Origin of the sequence: Tepidicaulis sp., from assembly GCF_965222285.1 — a bacterium.
Classification (GTDB): Bacteria; Pseudomonadota; Alphaproteobacteria; order Parvibaculales; family Parvibaculaceae; genus Tepidicaulis.
The window spans coordinates 652,467-672,524 of record NZ_OZ244942.1 but is presented as its reverse complement, the minus strand read 5'-3'; the positions used below and the strand labels follow the sequence as shown (position 1 = coordinate 672,524).

At 60.5% G+C, this 20,058-nt stretch carries 15 protein-coding genes; 10 read left to right on the top strand and 5 right to left on the bottom strand.

The features are described 5' to 3' along the window. Window positions 1-98 precede the first annotated feature (98 nt). The 3 genes from ACOQOT_RS03165 to ACOQOT_RS03155 all read left to right on the top strand — a co-directional run bounded on the left by ACOQOT_RS03165 (window position 99) and on the right by ACOQOT_RS03155 (window position 3,791). Window positions 99-1,028, top strand: coding sequence for an alpha/beta fold hydrolase (locus tag ACOQOT_RS03165; RefSeq protein WP_420560929.1), 930 nt, complete (start codon window positions 99-101; stop codon window positions 1,026-1,028). 28 nt (window positions 1,029-1,056) lie between these two features. After that, window positions 1,057-1,293, top strand: coding sequence for a DUF6324 family protein (locus tag ACOQOT_RS03160; protein ID WP_420560928.1), 237 nt, complete (start codon window positions 1,057-1,059; stop codon window positions 1,291-1,293). 227 nt (window positions 1,294-1,520) lie between these two features. Continuing rightward, on the top strand, window positions 1,521-3,791 hold the full coding sequence (locus tag ACOQOT_RS03155) for an ATP-binding protein (protein WP_420560927.1): 2,271 nt from the start codon (window positions 1,521-1,523) through the stop codon (window positions 3,789-3,791). On the opposite strand, the gene ACOQOT_RS03150 is transcribed toward ACOQOT_RS03155, so the two are convergent. Together ACOQOT_RS03150 and ACOQOT_RS03145 are read right to left on the bottom strand one after the other, a co-directional pair. Continuing rightward, window positions 3,788-5,743 (bottom strand): acetoacetate--CoA ligase, encoded by a 1,956-nt coding sequence (locus ACOQOT_RS03150; RefSeq protein WP_420560926.1) that lies wholly within the window; start codon window positions 5,741-5,743, stop codon window positions 3,788-3,790. The genes ACOQOT_RS03155 and ACOQOT_RS03150 overlap by 4 nt on opposite strands. 71 nt (window positions 5,744-5,814) lie before the next feature. After that, the gene (locus ACOQOT_RS03145; RefSeq protein WP_420560925.1) at window positions 5,815-7,620 is read right to left on the bottom strand and encodes an ABC transporter ATP-binding protein; all 1,806 of its coding nucleotides are present in this window, start codon (window positions 7,618-7,620) and stop codon (window positions 5,815-5,817) included. Window positions 7,621-8,099: 479 nt separating this feature from the next. On the opposite strand from ACOQOT_RS03145, the gene ACOQOT_RS03140 reads away from it, so the two are divergent. Next, on the top strand, window positions 8,100-10,169 hold the full coding sequence (locus ACOQOT_RS03140) for an AsmA family protein (RefSeq protein WP_420560924.1): 2,070 nt from the start codon (window positions 8,100-8,102) through the stop codon (window positions 10,167-10,169). Window positions 10,170-10,190: 21 nt separating this feature from the next. Here ACOQOT_RS03140 and ACOQOT_RS03135 read toward each other — a convergent pair whose 3' ends face one another. Continuing rightward, window positions 10,191-10,682, bottom strand: coding sequence for a cupin domain-containing protein (locus ACOQOT_RS03135; RefSeq protein WP_420560923.1), 492 nt, complete (start codon window positions 10,680-10,682; stop codon window positions 10,191-10,193). 151 nt (window positions 10,683-10,833) lie between these two features. Here ACOQOT_RS03135 and ACOQOT_RS03130 point away from each other — a divergent pair, with 151 nt between their 5' ends. The 6 genes from ACOQOT_RS03130 (at window position 10,834) to ACOQOT_RS03105 (ending at window position 18,239) form a co-directional block, all read left to right on the top strand. Beyond that, a complete protein-coding gene (locus ACOQOT_RS03130) occupies window positions 10,834-11,115 on the top strand; it encodes a DUF6460 domain-containing protein (protein WP_420560922.1) in 282 nt (93 codons plus the stop codon). 155 nt (window positions 11,116-11,270) lie between these two features. Further along, the gene (locus ACOQOT_RS03125; RefSeq protein WP_420560921.1) at window positions 11,271-11,621 is read left to right on the top strand and encodes a hypothetical protein; all 351 of its coding nucleotides are present in this window, start codon (window positions 11,271-11,273) and stop codon (window positions 11,619-11,621) included. Between the two features lie 155 nt (window positions 11,622-11,776). Beyond that, window positions 11,777-12,571: an SDR family NAD(P)-dependent oxidoreductase gene (locus ACOQOT_RS03120; protein WP_420560920.1), complete on the top strand. Its 795-nt coding sequence runs from the start codon at window positions 11,777-11,779 to the stop codon at window positions 12,569-12,571. A 1-nt stretch (window position 12,572) separates the two neighbouring features. Then, window positions 12,573-14,558: a bifunctional tRNA (5-methylaminomethyl-2-thiouridine)(34)-methyltransferase MnmD/FAD-dependent 5-carboxymethylaminomethyl-2-thiouridine(34) oxidoreductase MnmC gene (mnmC, locus tag ACOQOT_RS03115; protein ID WP_420560919.1), complete on the top strand. Its 1,986-nt coding sequence runs from the start codon at window positions 12,573-12,575 to the stop codon at window positions 14,556-14,558. A gap of 252 nt (window positions 14,559-14,810) precedes the next feature. Further along, complete coding sequence (locus tag ACOQOT_RS03110) at window positions 14,811-16,430, top strand: protoglobin domain-containing protein (RefSeq protein ID WP_420560918.1); 1,620 nt, start codon at window positions 14,811-14,813, stop codon at window positions 16,428-16,430. A gap of 174 nt (window positions 16,431-16,604) precedes the next feature. Further along, window positions 16,605-18,239 (top strand): protoglobin domain-containing protein, encoded by a 1,635-nt coding sequence (locus ACOQOT_RS03105; RefSeq protein WP_420560917.1) that lies wholly within the window; start codon window positions 16,605-16,607, stop codon window positions 18,237-18,239. A gap of 74 nt (window positions 18,240-18,313) precedes the next feature. On the opposite strand, the gene ACOQOT_RS03100 is transcribed toward ACOQOT_RS03105, so the two are convergent. Both ACOQOT_RS03100 and ACOQOT_RS03095 read right to left on the bottom strand, forming a co-directional pair. After that, window positions 18,314-19,798: a methyl-accepting chemotaxis protein gene (locus tag ACOQOT_RS03100; RefSeq protein WP_420560916.1), complete on the bottom strand. Its 1,485-nt coding sequence runs from the start codon at window positions 19,796-19,798 to the stop codon at window positions 18,314-18,316. After that, window positions 19,782-20,054, bottom strand: a complete 273-nt coding sequence (locus ACOQOT_RS03095; RefSeq protein WP_420560915.1) for a hypothetical protein — start codon at window positions 20,052-20,054, stop codon at window positions 19,782-19,784. The genes ACOQOT_RS03100 and ACOQOT_RS03095 overlap by 17 nt, the downstream gene beginning before the upstream one ends. Window positions 20,055-20,058: the final 4 nt, after the last annotated feature.

The following is a 20,058-nucleotide window of genomic DNA, read 5'->3' as shown; positions in this document are numbered from 1 at the left end:
ACCCCTGTCAGGCCGCTACCTGCGTTGACCCGGCAGGGCCCGCCCGCCATATAAAACCGGCTGAGACCGGCGGATGCCAAAAGAGGAGAGACGCCCCCATGACCGCGCCAATCGAAACGGCTTTCATCGATGCCAACGGGCTGCGCTTCGAGGTGGATATGTGCGGGAGCGGTGAGAAATTCGCGCTGCTGCTGCACGGCTTTCCGGAAAGCAAACATTCCTGGCGCTTTCAATTGCCGCTGCTGGCCGAGCTTGGCTACACGGTCTGGGCGCCCAATTTGCGCGGCTACGGCCATTCGAGCCGCCCAGGCAAAGTTGCCGATTACCGGCTCGATCATCTTCTTGACGATGTAAGCGGGCTTATCGATGCGGCAGCCGCGCGCGGGCACAAGGGCCCCGTCACGCTGATGGCGCATGACTGGGGCGGCGTGATCGGCTGGACCTATGCGCTGACCGCGCCGCGCCCCATCGAGCGTTTCATCGTGATGAACTTGCCCCACCCGCATCTCTTCTTGAAGAACGGGCGCACGCTCGCGCAGCTCAAACGCTCCTGGTATGTCTTCTTCTTCCAGATCCCCGGCGTGCCGGAAATGCTGTTCAAGGCGCGCGGCGGCGATGCCATCGGCAAGGCCTTTTACAATATGGCCGTCGACAAGAGCCGCTTTCCGGACGAGGTGCTGGCGCATTACCGGGAAAACGCTCTCCTGCCCGGGGCGATGCGCGCCATGATCAATTATTACCGCGCCAATTTCCGCCACAACCCCTATCAGCATGTCTGGGCGGAGCCGCCGAAACTCGATATTCCTACCCTGATGATCTGGGGCGAGGAAGACAGCGCACTCGGCAAGGAACTGACTTACGGCACCGAAGAACTTGTCAGCGATCTTACAATCCGCTACTTGCCGGAAGTCTCGCACTGGGTGCAGCAGGAAGCGCCCGAGACCGTCAACGCCATGATCAAGGCCTGGCTCGAAGAAAAACCCGTGCCGCAAGCCGGCCAGCGCGGCAAACTGCTAACGGCTGCATAAGCCGGGGCCGGCCCCAAGGACGAGTGCTATGAGCAAGAATAACGGCATCAACCGCGAAACCGCTATGGAAGGCGAGATACAGATCGGCCCGACCTCGCTCGGTATGGTGCGCCTTTATGTGCGCGGCGAGAACTTCGATCTGCCGATGGATTTCACACCGGACGAAGCGCGCGAGATTGCCGAGGAAATCGTTTCTGCTGCGGAAGAAGCGCAAGGCATGGCGGGTAAAGGCAAGAACAAGGGCGGCAAACCCCCGCGCCGTTAACCATCTTTCGCTCTCATTTGTTTGAAAACACGCTCATTGCTGGCCGTTTGGCGTGTAGCGCGGTAAACTTAGAGTAATCCCTCTTCTGTCAGGGCGCCATGCGCATTATGTGCAGGCAGAACTCCCATACGCGCCCAAAGAAGAGGCGTCCGTATGCGGAGGGTACCGGGCAGAAAGAGGGTTTTCGCGCATATGAGCCGGCCCTAAGGGCCTGATGGGAAAGAGGCGTGGACGTGGAATATGGTGGCAACGGGGCACTGAATGCCGACGACGCTGTGCCCGGCCTTGATGTCTTGCAAGAGGCAAACCATCCCGTTTGGCTGTGGGACCTGCACCGCCAACGCATTTCCTGGGGCAATGGCGCGGCGCTTTCCTTCTGGCAGGAAGAAACGCTGCTCGATCTGATCGAGCATGAGTTCGATCCCGCCGACCCCATGGCCGCGCTCTTTTCCGACATTCAGCAATCGGGCCCGAATGAGACCGGGCTTTATCCCGTCACGCTCGACCTTTTGGATGGGCGCCGGCCCGTGACCTTGCGCTGCCGCCTTTTGATGCTGGATGACGGCCAGCCCGGCATTCTTGCCGAGCTTGCCGAAGAAGCGAGCACCGAGACGGGCCGCTTCACGCGGTTCGGGCAGATGGTGGAACAAGCTCCGCTTGCCCTCTCGCTTTTCGATCTTGAAGGCCAGCTTCTTTATCAAAACCCGAAAGCCGACCGGCTGCTCGGGCGCAGCACCGCCCATAGCTCGCTTGCCGCCCTTCTCGGCGACAGCAATCTTGCCGAGGTCCTGCTCGGTAAAGCCGCCCGCTCCGGCACGGCGAGCCGGCTTGTCGAGGTAAAGACAAGTGAGACGAAAGGCGCTGCGCCTTTTCTCTGCCGCCTTACTTTGCGCAAAGTCGAGGACCCGGAAACCGGAGCAAGCGCCGTGGTCGCCCTTTGGCGCGATGCGGCCATGCGCAATGCCGCGCTTGAAACGGCGGCGGGCGAGAAAGCCGAGCTCCAGGCATTACTCGATGCCGTCTCCGACTTTCAATGGCGCATGGCTTACCGCGACGGGGCAATGCGCTTTACCGCCATGTCCGAAGGGTTCGAGGCCCTGACCGGGGTGAAAGCCGAAACGCTTGAAGGTCTCTCTTTCGAGGAACTGGCGCTACGCGAGAATGTGGAGCTTCCCCCGGCCCTGCGCCAGGCGCTTTCCGGCGGCAGCCCCTGGCGGGACATCGAGCTTGCCTGGACCAAGGGGGACTGCGCAGAAAACAAAGACGCGCTCTATCTTTCTTTGTCCGCCGTGCCTTTGCGCACGCGCGAGGGACGGCAAACGGGCTGGGCAGGAATCGGCAAGCGCACCGCGCCGCCGCAGAGGAAAGCCCCGCCCGCGCTCAGCGAAGACATTGCGCTTTTCGAAACATTGAAGTTCGGCGTGTTGCTGCTTGATGCCAAAGGCACGGTAACAGGCGCCAATGCCTATGCGCGGCAGATTTTCAATATTCCGCTGCACGGCATGCCCGTCTGCGAGAGTTTCAGCGCGCAGGATAGAACCACCATCGAGGGCGAGCTTGCCGCGCTGCATGCCGAAGCAAAGCTTGCGCCTGAAAAAGACGATACCGGCCTTTCGGTTCTGCTGCCCGCCGCGCGCACGCGCACCGGCACGGATCAGCCCTTGCGGCTCTTCCTTTTCGACCGGGCAGCGGAAGGTGCGCCGCGTCCGCTTGCGGTTTTTTTTAAAACCTCGAGCGAAGAGCTCAGCCGGGCGGAAACCATGCGCTCCTCCCTCGCCCAGGCGCAAAGCGCGCTGAAGCGCAAATCGGACGTTACCGCGAATATCGCGCATGAGCTGCGCACACCGCTGAACGCCATTCTCGGCTTTTCCGAGATCATGCGCGATGAACGCTTCGGGCCGGTGGAGAACGAGAAATACAAAGGCTATATCGCCAATATCCACAAGAGCGGACAATATCTGCTTAGCCTGATCAACGATTTCCTCGACCTGTCGAAAGTCGAGGCCGGCGGTTTCACGCCGAATTTCGAGCAGGTGGAATTGCTGCCGCTTCTGGAAGACTGCCTGGAGCTTATCCGGCCTGCCGCCAATGAACAGAATGTCATTGTCCGCTCCGATGCGCAGGAAGACCTGCCCCCCGTCGTTGCCGACCGCCGCTCACTGCGCCAGGTGATTTTGAACCTGCTTTCGAATGCAGTGAAATTCACGCCCGAGGGCGGCCAGGTGAGCCTGAGCGCGGAAACGGACGAGGCCGGCAACCTTCTCATCACCGTCAAGGATACGGGCGTCGGCATGGACGAGGCCGATTTGCGCCGGGCAATGGAGCCTTACGGGCAAGGCCGCCTTGGCGCGGCACGCAGCGGCGGCACCGGGCTCGGCCTGCCGCTTTCCCGCGCGCTTTGCGAGGCGAACCACGCAAGCTTCGCCATTTCTTCCGTCCCGGGCGAGGGAACGGAAATCATCATCACCTTCCCCAGCACCCAGGTGCTTTTAGGTTAAGCCTGAAGCTCGGCGATATTCTCGAAAAGTTTCAGCGCTTCGGGATTGGCCAGCGCTTCCTTGTTCTTGATGGCGCGGCCATGCACCACATCGCGCACGGCAAGCTCGGTGATCTTGCCCGATTTCGTGCGCGGAATATCGGCCACGGCAATTACCTTGGCCGGCACATGGCGCGGCGAGGCACCGGTGCGAATCTTCGTCTTGATGCGCTTGATCAAATCATCCGTCAGCTCTTCGCCGGCCCGCAGCACGACGAACAGCACGACGCGCACATCGCCGTCCCTATCCTGACCGATGGCGACGCTTTCCATCACTTCTTCAAGCTGCTCGACCTGCGCGTAGATTTCCGCGGTGCCGATGCGCACCCCGCCCGGATTGAGCGTCGCATCGGAGCGGCCATGGATGATCATGCCGCCTTCAGCCGTCGGTTCGGCAAAGTCGCCGTGGCACCAGACATTCTCGAAACGCTCGAAATAGGCCGCGCGGTATTTCTTGCCCTCCTCATCGTTCCAGAAGCCGATGGGCATGGAAGGGAAGGGCTTGGTGCAGACAAGCTCGCCTTTACCGCTCGAAAGGGGCTTGCCCTCTTCGTCCCAAACCTCCACCGCCATGCCGAGGCCTTTCGCCTGGATCTGGCCGCGATAGACGGGGCCGATGGGATTGCCGAGCACGAAGCAGGAGACGATGTCCGTGCCGCCCGAAATCGAGCACAGCGCCACATCTTTCTTCACTGCGTCATAAACATAATCGAACCCTTCCGGCACGAGCGGCGAGCCGGTGGAAAGGATCATACGCATGGCGCCGAGATCATGAGTTTCCGCGGGGCGGAAATGATCGTTCTTCAAGGCATCGATAAACTTTGCCGACGCGCCGAAGACATTGACGCGGAGCGCATCGGCATAATCGAAAAGCACATTGCCCGAAGGGTAAAAAGGCGAGCCGTCATAAAGCGCGAGCGTTGCCCCGGCGGCAAGGCCCGAGACGAGCCAGTTCCACATCATCCAGCCGCAGGTGGTGAAGTAGAAAAGCGTCTCGCCCGGCTTGATGTCGCAGTGCAGCCGGTGCTCTTTCAAATGCTGGAGAAGCGTGCCGCCTGCCGAATGGACGATGCATTTGGGCGCGCCTGTCGTGCCGCTCGAAAACATGATGTAAAGGGGATGGGCGAAAGGCAGCGGCTCGAAGGCGATCTTACCGGCTTCATAAGGCGCCGCCGCCTCTTCCCAGGAGATCTGGTTTTTCACCGCGCTTACATCTGCGCCGATAAGCGGCACGGTGATGCATTTTTCAAGCGTCGGCAGCGCCGCTACGATCTCGGCCAGCTTGTCGCCGCAGGGCAGTTCCTTACCATTATAGCAGTAGCCGTCACAAGCAATGAGAAGCTTGGGCTCGATCTGGCCGAACCGGTCGAGCACGCCCTTCACGCCGAAATCGGGTGAGCAAGAAGACCAGATGGCGCCGATGCTGGCGGCGGCAAGCATCGCAATTACCGTCTCGGGCATGTTCGGCATAAAAGCCGCCACGCGGTCGCCGGGCGCAAGGCCGAAGGCGCGGAAAGCCTGGGCCATTCTGGAAACTTCATCGTGAAGTTCCCGCCAGTTCCAGCTGCGCCCGCGCGCCCCTTCCTGATTGAAGTGGAGCGCGGGGCTCTCATCTTTCAGGCGCAGGAGGTTTTCGGCGAAGTTGAGCCGGGCCTCGGGGAAGAATTTCGCGCCCGGCATCTTGCCGCCGTCCACAAGAACCTTATCGCCCTTCTCGCCGATAATGCCGCATTCGTCCCAAACAAGCTCCCAAAAGGCTTCGGGCTCGGCCACGGACCAGGCATGGAACGCCTCATAGCCTTCCTTCCGGCCTTCCTGGGGGGCGCCGAAGCGGGCATGAGCCTTCTTCATGAAAGCAGTCAGATTGGCATCGGCGACGGCCTTTGCCGAGGGGCGCCAGAGCGGCTCGGTCATATCGGTTCCTCCATGGGCCCCTTTTAAGGCGGGCAGGCCCTTTGAACAAGAACCCGCCCGACCCTCTTTCTTTAGCCGCCGACCCCGGAAAGGCCGGCCACCTGCTCGGCATGGAGCCTCTGGAAGAGCGAACCGCGCGCCGCGGCAAGCTCCTTATAGGTTCCCTGCTCCACCACCGCCCCGTCCCGGAAGACCAGAATGCGGTCCACCGCGCGCACGGTTGAAAGGCGGTGTGCAATAATGATGGTCGTGCGCCCGGCCATCAGTTCCTCGATCGCGGCCTGAACCTCGCTTTCGGTGATCGAATCAAGGCTCGAGGTCGCTTCATCGAGCACCAGGATCGGCGCATCGGCCAGAAACGCCCGCGCAATCGCCACGCGCTGGCGCTCCCCGCCCGACAGCTTGATCCCCCGCTCGCCTACCAGCGTCTCATAGCCTTGCGGGAACTTGGCGATGAACTCATGGGCGCGGGCGCGCTTTGCCGCCTCCACAATCTCCCTGCGGGAAGCGCCGGGCCTCCCATAGGCGATATTCTCCGCCAATGAGCGGTGAAAGAGGATCGGCTCTTGCGGCACGAGCGCCACGGCCCGGCGCACGGAAGTTTGCGCCGTGAGGGCGATATTCTGACGGTCGATCAGAATGCGCCCTTCGCCGATATCGTGCAGCCGCTGCAAAAGCTTGACGAAGGTGCTCTTGCCGCTGCCCGACGGGCCGACCAGCGCCACTTTTTCCCCGGCCGCGATTTTCAGGGCAAAGCGCCGGTAAAGCGGCGCGGCCTGATTGCGGTAGGAAAAAGTGACGTCCTCGAACGCGATCTCGCCCTTGCCGGGCTGCAGATCGGGTGCGCCTTTGGGATCGCTGACGCCAATGGGCAGGCGGGAAAAGGCCACCACATCGTCAAGCTCGTTGATCGCCTTTTGCAGGTGCTGCAAGTGCTGGCCGACATCGCGCAGATAGCCCGATATCAGCAAATAACTCGTCAGCACGAAGGTAACGCCGCCGACGCTCGCTTTGCCCTCGATCCAGAACCAGATCACCAGCGCAAAAAGCGCGAACTTCATGACATTGAGGATGAGCACCTGAACGATGTTCAAGTTCTCCATCCGCAGCCACGCCCGCAGCGCCCGCTCTTTCCAGCTTAAAAGCACGTTGGAAAGTCGGGCCTCTTCGCGCGCCTCCGCACCGAACGCTTTCACCGCGCTGTTGCAGGTCACGGCATCGGCAAGAGCTGCGCCGATGGCCGAGTCCGCTTCGTTATGAGCCCGGTTGACGGGGGCCACATAATGTTTGGCAAGCAGCGCGGTCACAGCGATGTAAAGCACGGAGATCACCGTCACGGTGAGCCCGATCAGCGGCCATTGCCAGGTGAGCAACGCCGTCACGCCGATCAGCACCGCCACAGTGGGAAAGAGCCCCACATAAACGGTATCGGCGAAAAGATCATAGGCCCACATGCCGCGCGTGATCTTGCGCACGGTCGCCCCGGCGAAATTATCGCTGTGCCAGTCGGCACTATAGCGCTGCACGCGGGCAAAGGCTTCGCCGACAATCGCGTACATGCAATGCGTGGCAAAGCGCAGCCAGATCCGGAACGCGGTAAAGCGCGCCAGATTGTAGCCAAAACCTTGTGCGACCAGAAACAGCACGGCGAGGAAGGCCGCCTCGATGGCCGCCTCATCGGGCTTATCGCCTGCGCCCGCCACCGTGTCGATCAGGTAAGCGGAGACGACGGGAAAGAGCACGTCGAGCCCTGCCACCGCCAGCATCGTGACAATCAACCCGGCCAACATCAGCGGATGGCGCCGCCAATGCGACCAGACGAACCCCGCCACATCCCAGGCCGAAACGGAAACGGGGGGCGTATTTTGCGTATTCATTTTCTATTCCAGGGCCGGGGAGATGATCCGCGGCACATCTCGCCGCATAAAGCGGCGTTTGAACCTTCCGGGCTCACCGATCGGCGGAAAAGTTGAGGTCCCGCACGCAAAGTGCGGGAAACAGAGACAGTTCAGCCGTTAAATCGGAACACTTGAAAAATCGGGGAAGCTTGAGAAGCCCGGTGTGAAAGCGTCAATGACGTCATCCGGGCTTTGCATGGGACTTAGAACGTCACCAAATGCCCGGAGACATATGAGAAGGGGTCACGTGACCTGCCATTTCTGTCTCCTGTCGTGGTTGGTCGGCAGCCGGTACGGGCCGAATGCGTGCAAGCATAGCAAAGCCGCGCACTCGGCCAAGAGCCAATTTTCCTTTTCTACTAAAATAAGCGGTGCGCGTTGCAATCATGTGACGGCTATCACGATTTCGCCATATACTTGCGCGACCAATAGCAAAACGCACTTTAGGGAGGCTGAGCATGGCCCGGATTGCTCTTATCGTTTTCGGCATCATCGTTCTTTTGGTCGGCGGGCTGGTGGCCGCGGCCTCTTTCATTCCCGCCGAAACCTATAAGGCGGAGATCGAAAAAGCCGTCGAGCAGCAAACCGGGCGGCAATTGCGCATCGAAGGCGACGTGGGCATCACCTTCCTGCCCGCGATTGGTGTAGAAGCTGAATCGGTACGCTTTGCCAATGCCGAGTGGGGCAGCAAGCCGGATATGGTCTCCATGGACGCCATGCAGGTTTCGCTGAAAATTCTCCCGCTTCTTTCCGGCAATGTGGAGCTCGACCGCTTCGTCCTCGTGCGCCCTGAAATTCACCTGGAAATGAACAGGCAGGGCACGCCGAACTGGCAGTTCAAACCGGCGCAGGAAGCTGCCGAAGCGCCCGCCTCGCCTTCCTCCAGCACTGGTGGTGATGAGACGCCGTCCGAAGGCGGGGCCGCGCTGAACGATATCCGGCTCGGTGAAATTGCCGTCGAAAACGGCATCGCAAGCTACAAGGATGCGCGCAGCGGCGCGTCTTATGAAATTACCGAGATCAACACGGTGCTCAATCTACCGAGCCTCGACCGGCAAATGGTGTTCGATGGCTCTGCGGTATGGAATGGCGATACGATCGAACTCGATCTGACGGCGGACCGCCCGCGCGCATTGATCGCAGGCGGCGAGACGCCCTTCACACTCTCCCTTGCCACACCGAAAATCACCTCCGGCTTTGAAGGCACGGTGACGCAGGCGGACACGCCCAAGCTCGCCGGCACAATGAATGTCGATATTCCCTCGGTGCGCGCGCTTGCCGCCTGGGCAGGCTCGCCGCTTCCTGCAGGCGACGGGTTCGGCCCCTTCACCATCAAAGGCACTGTCAGCGCAACGCCGGAAGTGTTCGACTTTTCCAATGCCGCGCTCAACTTCGATGAGATGGAAGGCAAAGGCGCGCTCAACGTCAATCTGAAAGGCCAGCGCCCGAAACTCACCGGCAAGCTCGATCTTGAGACCATCAACACCAATGTCTATATGGCCGGCGGCGCATCCGCTTCGGGCGGGCAGGCCCCGGCTTCCGGCACCTCGGGCGGCAATGCAGGCGGCGGCAGCGCCGCCTCTTCTTCGGCTTCCGGCTGGAGCGATGAGCCCATCGATATGAGCGGGCTGAAAGCCGTCGATGCGGATCTGGCGCTTTCGGCGCAGAAAATTCTCGTCCAGAACATCACGATCGGGGAAAGCATGCTCGGCGTGAAGCTGTCGGGCGGGATCCTGACGGCGGATCTGAGCAAGCTCGCGCTTTACGAAGGCGCAGGCGAGGCCATGGTGACACTGAACGGCGCACAGGCAACGCCGTCGCTCACCGCCACGTTCGATATTTCCAATATCGCCGCTTATCCCCTGCTGCGCGATGCCGCCGGTTTCGAACGGCTGGAAGGCACCGGGGCCATGAATGTCTTTATCGACACGCGCGGCAAGAGCCAGAAGCAAATGATCTCCGCGATGAGCGGCAACGGCTCGGTGAAATTCGCCAATGGCGCGATCAAAGGCATCAATGTCGCCCAGCTCTTGCGCAACGTGCTTTCCGGCGCGCTCAGCGGCTGGAACGCGGGCGGCACGCAGGATACGGATTTCTCCGAACTTGGCGGCACGTTCACGATCCAGAACGGCATTCTCTCCAACCAGGATTTTCAGCTCCTCAGCCCGCTTGCCCGGGTAAACGGGGCCGGCACGGTGAACCTGCCGCAGCAAACGCTTTCCTACCGGGTGGAGCCGAAACTTGCCGCCACGCTGGAAGGCCAGGGCGGGGATGAAAGCGCCAAAGGCATCGAGGTGCCGATCATCATCGAAGGGCCCTGGGCCAATCCGAAATTCCGGCCGGACCTGAAAGCCATTCTCTCCGACCCGGAAGGCGCGGTGAACACGATCAAGGACCTGAAAGACGGCGGCGGCAAAAAGCTCCTGGAAGGGCTGATCGGCAAACCGGCTGACGGCGGTGACAGCGGCGGCACCTCCGAGAAGAAGCCGAATGTCGAAGACGCGATCAAAGGTCTGTTCGGCCGCTGATCCGGCACGCTTGAGGGCGCGTCACACCTTTTTCAGGTGGGGCGCGTCCACATAGCTTTTCACCCCGTCCACCCGGTACATCACCCGGCCAAGGCGGGGATAGGTGCACACATCGACAGGCGCGCGCGTGCCGCCCATCAGGTAAACCGCGTCTTCTTCAAAAATATTCTTCATGGAATGGGCCGGGCCGTTTTTCGGGAAAAGCAACACGTCTCCCGGCTCCGCCTCGCATTCCTCCTCCCCGATACGCGCCAGAAGCCGGCCTGAAAGGATCATCACGAATTCCTCATCCTGGCCGTGGAAGTGATGTTCCGTCGTTTCATGGCCGGGCTCGATACGCACGATATGGAGCCCCATATCTTCGAGCCCTGCCAGATCGCCCAATGTGCGGGTCATGCGCACGGCACCCTCATTGAACTGGTGGACATGGGCACGCTCCTCCATCGCCTCGATGCGGGCCTTGGAAAAGAAGCAGCGATCCAGGTCGCTTTTCGCCTGACTTTCCTGCACCATGTCCGTTTCTCCTGTTGTTCGCGGAATACCGGTAAAACCTAGCTTTCCGCCCCTCTTACAGATTTGAAGCATAAGGCGCTAGAACCGCCCTTCCAGACAAGCTTTCAAGGCGGGGCTAGCCTCGCCCCGGCCCCGGCGGATAGACTGGCGGATGGGGAATCAGGCTGACGGTTCACGGGGCCATGTTGCAGAGCACGCTTTCAACGGCGATCAAATTCGCGCTTGCGTCGGTACGATCGGGGCGGTGCTTTCCGTGTTCGACATTTCGGCCATCGAAGTCGTCAAGGAAATGGGCCTGACGCCGGAAGCCATCCGCGGGCTGATTTCCCGGGCTTTCGAATGGGCGCTGCCGCATTTCATTCTCGGCGCCATGGTGATTATTCCCATCTGGCTGATCATTTATCTGCTTCGCCCGCCGGGCCTCGGCAAATAAGGCACCTCATAAAACGCAGCGCGAATCTGTAGTTTAGGCGCTTTGGGCGTTGCGCCAGTCGCCTTAGCCATTACATTAACCATATTCGTCCGCCTGCGAACAGGCGGCAGGGACCGGCAGGGGCGCCGGTCCTTCAATTTTGGGAGGATACTCAGATGAAAAAAGTTTTGCTCGCGGCAGCGTTTCTCGCCGGTTCGTCCGTTGCAGCGCTGGCCGATGTCGGCGCGGGGCTGGTCGGTAACACCGTCACGCTGACGGGGCCGGAAGGCGCGGTAACGCAGGTTTATTATCCCGACGCCAGCACCACGGAAGTGAAGCTGCCGGACGGCTCCACCGCCACCGGCACCTGGCGCGTTGACGGTAACAAGATCTGCACCGTGACGGGCGAGAACCCGGAAACCTGCACCGCGGCGATCGAGGAAGCACCGACGGTCGGCTCTTCCGGCACGATCGAAGGCGAACAGGGCAATGTCGAATGGCAGGTTTCCGAAGGCAAAGCCTTCTAAGCCACGTTTTAAGCACAGTGGATCAGGGCAGGCCGAGCGGCCTGCCCTTTTTCGTGCCCCGCCCTTTCCCGTTCGCCGCGGCCTTTGTGCTGGGCGGGCTCTCGGCTAAACTCCGGCCATCGAAATCACTCAAAAGACCCGAGAAAGGAACCCTTATGGGACGTCTTGAAGGAAAACGCGCCATCATCACCGGTGCCGGCAGCGGTATCGGCCGGGCAAGCGCCGTGCTTTTTGCCCGCGAAGGCGCAAAAATCGTTGCCGTGGACCGCATGGAAGAAGCAGTGGATGAAACCGCCGCCATGGTGCGCGAGGCCGGCGGCGAGATTTCTTCCGTCGCCGCCGATGCCGGGGACGAGGACGCGGTGAAAGGCATTGTCGAGCACTGCGTGTCGAAATTCGGCGGCGTCGATGCCGTCTATGCCAATGCGGGCGTTTCCGGCGGCCTGGTGCCGATCGAAGAGCAGACGCCGGAATATTGGCAGGAAATCCTGCGCATCAATCTCATCGGCCCCTTCCTCGCCATCAAGCACGTCACGCCGCTGATGATCAAACAGGGTTATGGCTCCGTGGTCTGTACCGCTTCGGTGGCCGGCCTCAGAGCCAATGCGGGCGGCCTGCCCTACTCGGCCTCCAAAGCCGGGGTCATCAGCCTTGTACAGACCACGGCGAACGCGCTTTACGGCACGAATGTGCGCGTCAACGCGATCTGCCCCGGCCTCATCGAAACCGGCATGACGAAACCGATCTTCGACGGCGCAAGAGCGCGCGGCAAGGAAGACAAGATCGGCCAGCTCAACCCGCTGGCCCGCTACGGCCATCCTGAAGAGATTGCCAATATGGCGCTCTTCCTGGCCAGCGACGAGGCCTCTTATGTGAACGGCCAGGCCATTCCGGTCTGCGGCGGGCTTTCGAGCACGCATCCTTTCGCGGCCAGCCGGCCCGGCACCTAAGGTGAGCGGAACGCCGGAAGACCCGCACCGGCTGCCGCAAGCGGCTCTGCGATGGCGGGAAGATGGGACGCCGGAATCTTCGGATTTCGGCGATCTCTATTTCTCGGCCGAGGATGGGCTCGCCGAAACATCCCATGTCTTTCTCAAAGGCAATGACCTGCCCGCCGCCTGGGAGAAGCGAGCGGAAGAGACTTCCGGCACGCCCCTCTTCACCATTTGCGAGACGGGCTTCGGCACGGGGTTAAATTTTCTAGCGACACTTGAGCTTTGGACAGCGCACCGCCCGCCCGGCGCCAGACTTCATTTCATCTCGCTAGAAGGCTATCCGCTTTCAGCAAGCGATCTTGAAAAAGCGCATGCGGCCTGGCCGCGCCTTAAGCCTTTCAGTGACGAACTCCTCAAACACTATCCCCCGCTCGTGCCGGGCTTTCACCGCTGTACCCTGCCAAACGGCGTCACGCTTGATCTGCTTTTCGGAGAGGCAGCGCAGGTGCTGGGATCGCTCGAGCTTTCGGGGAGCAAGGTGGATGCGTGGTTTCTGGACGGGTTCGCCCCTTCCCGGAACGAGACCATGTGGTCACCCACCGTCTTTCATGAGATGGGCCGGCTTTCAGGCCCCGGCACCACGCTGGCGACTTTCACCGTGGCAGGCGCCGTGCGGCGCGGGCTTGGCGAGGCGGGCTTCGAGGTAAAAAAGGCGCCGGGCTTCGGGCGCAAACGCGACATGCTGCAAGGCCTTTATAAAGGCGCACCATCCGCCTCCTCCCTGCCGCTCTGGTACCGCCCGCCTCCCCCGCCCCGCCCGAAACGCGCGCTTATCATCGGCGGCGGGATTGCGGGCGCCGCTGCCGCCCATGCGCTGACGCGGCGCGGCGTACAAGTCACGCTCATTGAAAAAGGCTCAGGTCTCGGCAGCGGCGCTTCGGGCAATCCTGCTGCGCTCTTCATGCCGCGCCTCGCGCTGGGCAGCGCGCCGACCGGGCTTTTCCACCGCGCCGCTTATCTTTATGCCCGCGCCTTTTATGACGCGCTGCAGGGGGCAAGCGGCAGAGCATTCTTCGATCCTTGCGGCGTTCTGCATCTTGGCCGAAGCGAGGGGGAGGAAGAGCGCCTGCGTGCGCTTGCGGAGCGGCAGGTGCTGCCCCCTTCCCATATGCGCTTTCTTGAAAGGGAAGACGCTTCCGCACTTGCCGGCATTAAACTGCCCGCGCCCGCGCTTTACTTTCCAGGCGCCGGGACGCTCAACCCCAAAGCGCTGCTCGGCGCGCTCAGCGCCGAAGCGGATTGCCGGTTCGAAACCGAAGCCGCGCATCTTGAACCCAAAGAAAGCGGCGGCTGGACTGCAAGAAATATGGAAGGCGAGATCCTCGCCGAAGCGGATATCGTGATCGTGGCGGCAGGCGCCAGTATCACGCAGCTCTTCCCTAAAGCGGGTCTGCCCATCACCCCCGTTGCGGGCCAGGTCACGGAATTTGCCCCCCGTGAGGGAAGCACGCCGCTCAAAACCGCTCTTGCCGCCGGTTCCTACCTTCTGCCTGCGCGGGAGGGAAAGCAGCTAACCGGCGCAAGTTTCGACAAGCAGGACCTTTCTCTTGTCCCACTGCCGGCGGACCGGGAGAAGAACCTTACCGCGCTTGAAGAATGGCTCGGCAGCAAAGCGCGCCCTGAGAACGTTTATTCGGAGCGGCGTTCCTTGCGGGCCACGACACCGGACCGGATGCCCTTTGCCGGGCCCATGCCGGAGCGCGCTGCTTACGAGCGCGCTTATGAAAGGCTGCGTTACGGCGACCGCTTTGCCGCCTATCCGCCCGCGCCTTCCCCGCCCGGCCTTTATACATTGGGCGGGCTCGGCTCGCGCGGCTTCCTCACCGCCCCGCTCCTTGCCGAGCATCTTGCCGCGCAGATATGCGGCGATGCCTCGCCGCTTCCATGCGCGCTGATTGAGGCCACAGCACCGGCAAGATTTATCATTCGCTCACTCAAGTAATCCGCACAGAAACATTTTATCTCGCTCGGGATATACATATGTTTACATGGCATGCATAGGCATTCTCGGAAGTAAATAACGAATACAACCAAATGCAATTTTAAATATTCAACTCTCCCTCACGAGTCTTCGGCAGATAAAAACTGATCTACATCAAGTAAAATCCCCGTTCTTGGTTATCATAAATTAACCAGCTCTCCCTTAGCCTCACCGCTCGAAGCCGCCGCGGGCGCACTTGCAAAGGGGATAGTTATGAACAGGAATCAGGACATTGAAGGCCGTTTGTCGTTTCTCGGCATCGATGCTGAAAAACGGGCTCTTCTGAAAGAGGTTCTGAAAATCGTCGACCCGCATCTCGATGCCATTCTCGATGATTTCTACAAATGGATCATGGCGCGCGAGGAAACCGCCGCCGTTATCGGCTCCCCCGGCCGCATTCCCGCGCTCAAAAACGCTCAGGCGGAACATTGGCGCGGCCTTCTTTCCGGTGAGTTCGGCGATGCCTATATCAAACGCGCGCAGGCCATCGGCGGTGCCCATCACCGCGTCGGCCTCGAGCCGCGCTGGTACATCGCGGGCTATTCCTTCGCCCTGTCGCGGCTGATTGCCAAGCTCAATGCCGCCTACCGCAAAAAGCCCGATCTGCTCGACAAAGCCGTCGATGCCATGACCAGCGCCATCATGCTCGACATGGAACTCGCCATCTCCATCTATCTGGAACGCGGCGAGATGCAGAAAAAGGAAGAACTCTTCCAGCTTGCCGACCAGCTTGAAAAAACCATTCAGGTGTCGGTCGACCATGTGGAAGAGAACACGGCCCGCACGGCGAAGGTCGCAAAAGACATTCACCATTCCATGGACAGTTTGAACGAGCAGGCGAAAAACGTCGTCGGCTCGTCCGATGAAACCTCCGAGAACATTTCCCGCGTTGCCGCGGCAACCGAAGAGCTGGCCGTTGCCGAGCGTGAAATCCAGAACCAGGTAAACCGCTGCGCCGATGTGGCGCGCGGCGCGGTGACGGAAGTTTCCAGCACCTCCGAGCGCATGGAAGGCCTTGAAGCGGCAAGCCATGAAATCGGCAAGGTGGCAACGCTCATCTCAGACATTGCAAGCCAGACGAACCTTCTGGCCCTCAATGCCACGATCGAGGCGGCGCGCGCCGGGGAAGCCGGCAAAGGCTTTGCCGTGGTCGCGGCGGAGGTCAAAGCCCTGGCCACGCAGACGACGAAAGCGACGGAAGAGATCACCAATTACGTGAATGCCATTCAGCGCGCTTCCGGTGAAGTATCGACCTCCGTTACCGGCGTTCAAACCACGATCCAGGAGGTGGAAGAGATCGCCGCCGCCATCCGTGTTTCGGCGGAAGAGCAGTCCCGCGCGAATGAGGAAATCGGCGCCAATGTGCACCAAAGCGCCCAGAGCACGCGGAACGTCTCCGGCGCCATGCGCACGGTCTCGACGGAAATCGGTTCCGTGAACGGGCGCACGAACGAGCTTTCCGAAATCTCGGCGAAACTCAACAACGAGCTGCAGGATCTGCGCAAGACTGTCGGTAATCTCATCGGCCAGCTGCGCTCTCACGATGTCTTCGACCGCCGCACAGCCTACCGCACGAGCTGCCAGATCAGCGCGCAGATCGAAACGGGCGACGGCAAACGCCAGACTGAGATTTGCGATCTTTCGGAAAACGGTTGCGCTCTGCGCGGCCAGATCAAGGCGGAAAAGGGCGCCGCGGTTGCCTTGCATCTGAGCGGCAATGCGCCGGTCCAAGCGGTCGTCGTGGAACAGTCGGACGGTAAGACGCATCTCGCCTTCTCCCGCCCCATCAAGGATGTGCCAGCGCTCGCCGCCGTGCTGAAGAACGCTGCTTGAGCGTGACCGGTCATCTTTCGGGTTTTCCGGAGGCTTATCCCCAATATGGAACCGGGGCGGGCGCTTTTGACGCCCCGGTTCTCAGAACTCGTTAACTATTGGCATGATAATTCATCCTATGAATTTTCAATACCGGCGGCCCTCGGTCTCCGGGCTCTGCTAAATGGGGTAAATATGACCGGCGGCGCACAAGAACTGGCCAATCGTCTCGAGTTTCTGGGAATCGATAGCGAAAAACGGCAATTCATCGTCAAGTCATTCGACGCGATCAAGCCCGAACTGCCCGGCATCATTGCACGGTTCTATGAGCGCGTGATGGGCAATCCGGAAACGGCAGCCATCATCGGCGGCCCCGGCAATGTCGGCCGGTTGCAGAAGGCCCAGGTCAGTCACTGGACGTCGCTCTTCTCGGCGAAATTCGACGCCGATTACGCCCAGCGCGCCGTCGCCATCGGCGCCGCGCATTTGCGCGTCGGTCTGGAACCGCGTCTTTATATCGCCGGCTACAGCTTCATCCAGGGCGAAATTTGCGAAGTGCTGGTGCGCGCTCTGCGCAAAAAGCCGGACATGCTTGCCAAATGCCTTTCGGCTGCCCAGGCCGCCATCATGCTCGACATGGAACTTGCGATCAGCGCCTATTTGACGCAAAGCGAGGAGAAGCGCCACCGCGAGCTCGGCGAACTTGCCGATCAGCTGGAAGCCACCATCCAGTCCAGCGTCGATCATGTGCTTGAAAACATGAACCGCACGAGCGAAGCAACACAGTACATTCACGATCACATTGCCAAAGTCAATCAGCGGGCGAACTCGGTTTCCGATTCTACGCAGGAAACGGCGGAAAACATTTCCCGCGTCGCCGCCGCTACGGAAGAACTAACGGTGACGGAACAGGAAATCCAGTCACAGGTCGGCCGCTGCGCGGAAGTTGCCCGCAGCGCCGTTGCCGAAGTCGCCAATGCCTCCGAACGCATGACCGGGCTTTCCGAGGCCAGCGATCAGATTTCGAAAGCGGCTACGCTTATCTCCGACATTGCCAGCCAGACGAACCTTCTCGCGCTCAACGCCACGATTGAAGCGGCCCGCGCAGGTGAAGCCGGTAAAGGCTTTGCCGTTGTTGCAGCGGAAGTCAAAGCGCTTGCCACGCAAACGACGAAAGCAACGGAAGAAATCAGCGGCTTCGTTGCCGCGATCCAGCGGTCCTCCGGAGATGTGTCCACCGCCGTCGACGGCATTCAGCAGACGATCCGCACGGTGGAAGAAATCACCGACGCGATCCGCATTTCTTCCGAAGAACAGGCCCGCGCCAACAGCGAAATCGGCGTCAATGTTCACCGCAGCGCGGAAGGCACCCGGCTTGTCTCGGGCTCAATGCGGGAAGTTGCAAAGGAAGTTTCCGACGTCAATGGACGCACGGACGAGCTCTCGCAGATTTCCGGCGCGCTTACGGACGAAATTCAGGAATTGCGCCGCACCGTGCGCACGCTGGTCGGCAAGCTGCGCACCCATGAGGAGTTCGACCGGCGCGCGGCCTACCGCGTGGAGTGCCGTCTTCCCGCCGATGCCCGCCTAGCAACCGGCCAGACCCAGCCCGTCACCATCACGAACTTGTCGAGTGACGGCTGCGCGGTCAGCGGGACGGACCTTGCCCGGACCGGCGCGCTTCTGACGCTCGAATTCGGCGCCTCCCACAGCCTTTCCTGCGTGGTGCTGAACACGGCAGACGGGCGCACACACCTGAAGTTCAAGGGCAAGGCGCTCGATATTCCGGCGCTGCGCTCGGCGCTTGGCGGTAAATCCGCCGCTGCCTAATAGGCGCATCCAGCTACATGAAAACCCGGCTGCACTTCCGTGCGGCCGGGTTTTTCAGTTCGCTCTCCTGAAATTCAGCGGGCCAGAACTTCCGCCGCCTGGCGGGTACTCGCCACGGCGCCGCCTACCTGCGCAATCGCCGCGGAAATACCGCTCATGCTCGCGGTAATTTCCTCTACCGAGCGGGCAGCGTCCTGCATGCCTTCGGAAATATTACCGGTGACGACACTCTGCTCTTCCACCGCAGCGGAGGTGGAGGTGACGTGATCGCGCACCGTTTCCATCCCCTCGCGGATCGACTGCAGCGCTTCGACCACTTCGCTGGAAACGGACTGAATGCCGGAGATTTCCTTTGAAATGTGATCCGTCGCCTTGGCGGCCTGACCGGCCAGGTTTTTCACCTCGCTGGCGACCACGGCAAAACCTTTACCGGCTTCCCCGGCACGCGCCGCTTCAATGGTCGCATTGAGGGCCAGCAAATTGATCTGACCTGCAATTTCCTGAATAAGCTCGACAATGCCGGTCATGGCGGAAGCAGCTTCGGCAAGACGTTCCGTCGAGCCATGGGCGGCTTCAACCTTGCCCTGCACTTCTTCACCCGCCATCTTGGAACGCGTCATGCTCTGAGCAATCTCGCCAATTGAGGCAACGAGTTCTTCGACCGCAGCAGCCACCGTTTGCACGTTGGCGCTGGTACGTTCGGCATTGGTGCCGGCACTGCCCGCCTCTCCTTCGGCCCGGTCCACAGCGCTGTCGATTTCGGCAAAATTCGTATCGATCATCGTCTTCAAGTCGGTCAGAAGCGAAATCTGCGAGGTGATGTCCGTCGCGTATTTCACAACCTTGAAAGGCCGGCCCGCCGCATCGAAAATCGGATTGTACGATGCTTCGATCCAAACCTCTTTGCCGCCTTTGCCATAGCGCTTGAACTGGCCGGCTTCATATTCACCCGAACGTAACTTCTGCCAGAAGCGCTTATAGGCTTCGCCGCCGCGGTCCTCCGGGCTCACAAACATCGAATGGTGTTTGCCCTGCACTTCGCCGAGCGAATAGCCGAGGGTGGACAGAAAATTCTCGTTCGCCGTCAGGATTTTGCCGTCCAGGTCGAACTCGATGACGGCCTGGGACTTGCCGATGGCGTTCACCTGGCCGCGCAGATCGCTGAATTCCGCCTTCGAGGCCGTTATATCGGTTGCATATTTCACGACCTTATAGGCCTTCCCGTCCCGGCCGATCAGCGGATTATAAGAGGCCTCTATCCAGACTTCTTTGCCGCCTTTGCCGAAGCGGCGGTACTGGGCCGATTGGTAATGCCCGGCTTTGAGCTGTGCCCAGAAATCTTTGTAGGCGGCACTGGTGCGATCTTCCGGTGCGACAAACATCGAATGATGCTTTCCCTGAACCTCTTCGAGCCGGTAGCCCATCGTGTTCAAGAAATTCTCGTTTGCCGTCAGAATATTTCCATCCGTGTCGAATTCGATCACGGCTTGCGATTTGTCCAACGCAGCCAGGCGGGCTTCCATTTCACCGTCTTTAGACGATCTAATAATGCTCAACATGTCCGTTACTCACACAACCGATCCATGCCGTTTCCGCTCCCCCCGGAACGATCTTCGGCGATTTGCTAAAGCCTACGCGCCTGTCCCCGCGCCGGATCACAATGGCGGTTACAAAAGGAAAATTGATTAAAATTTGGAGCATCCCTCCGACTTTCTTAAAGCAGGTAAATTTCTGGTAAACAGCACCGCACAAACTCGTGGGAAAAGCAGGCCTTTCTTGCTGCTCTTTACGGAGTCTTTTTCTTTCCTCGCGCATGATG

Coding starts and splice junctions, on each gene's coding strand:
- ACOQOT_RS03125 (WP_420560921.1), top strand. CDS start 11,271: ATGAAAAAAGTTTTGCTCGCGGCAGCGTTTCTCGCCGGTTCGTCCGTT.
- ACOQOT_RS03100 (WP_420560916.1), bottom strand. CDS start 19,798: ATGTTGAGCATTATTAGATCGTCTAAAGACGGTGAAATGGAAGCCCGC.
- ACOQOT_RS03110 (WP_420560918.1), top strand. CDS start 14,811: ATGAACAGGAATCAGGACATTGAAGGCCGTTTGTCGTTTCTCGGCATC.
- ACOQOT_RS03150 (WP_420560926.1), bottom strand. CDS start 5,743: ATGACCGAGCCGCTCTGGCGCCCCTCGGCAAAGGCCGTCGCCGATGCC.
- ACOQOT_RS03105 (WP_420560917.1), top strand. CDS start 16,605: ATGACCGGCGGCGCACAAGAACTGGCCAATCGTCTCGAGTTTCTGGGA.
- ACOQOT_RS03160 (WP_420560928.1), top strand. CDS start 1,057: ATGAGCAAGAATAACGGCATCAACCGCGAAACCGCTATGGAAGGCGAG.
- ACOQOT_RS03135 (WP_420560923.1), bottom strand. CDS start 10,682: ATGGTGCAGGAAAGTCAGGCGAAAAGCGACCTGGATCGCTGCTTCTTT.
- ACOQOT_RS03145 (WP_420560925.1), bottom strand. CDS start 7,620: ATGAATACGCAAAATACGCCCCCCGTTTCCGTTTCGGCCTGGGATGTG.
- ACOQOT_RS03095 (WP_420560915.1), bottom strand. CDS start 20,054: ATGCGCGAGGAAAGAAAAAGACTCCGTAAAGAGCAGCAAGAAAGGCCT.
- ACOQOT_RS03140 (WP_420560924.1), top strand. CDS start 8,100: ATGGCCCGGATTGCTCTTATCGTTTTCGGCATCATCGTTCTTTTGGTC.
- ACOQOT_RS03120 (WP_420560920.1), top strand. CDS start 11,777: ATGGGACGTCTTGAAGGAAAACGCGCCATCATCACCGGTGCCGGCAGC.
- ACOQOT_RS03165 (WP_420560929.1), top strand. CDS start 99: ATGACCGCGCCAATCGAAACGGCTTTCATCGATGCCAACGGGCTGCGC.
- ACOQOT_RS03130 (WP_420560922.1), top strand. CDS start 10,834: ATGGGGAATCAGGCTGACGGTTCACGGGGCCATGTTGCAGAGCACGCT.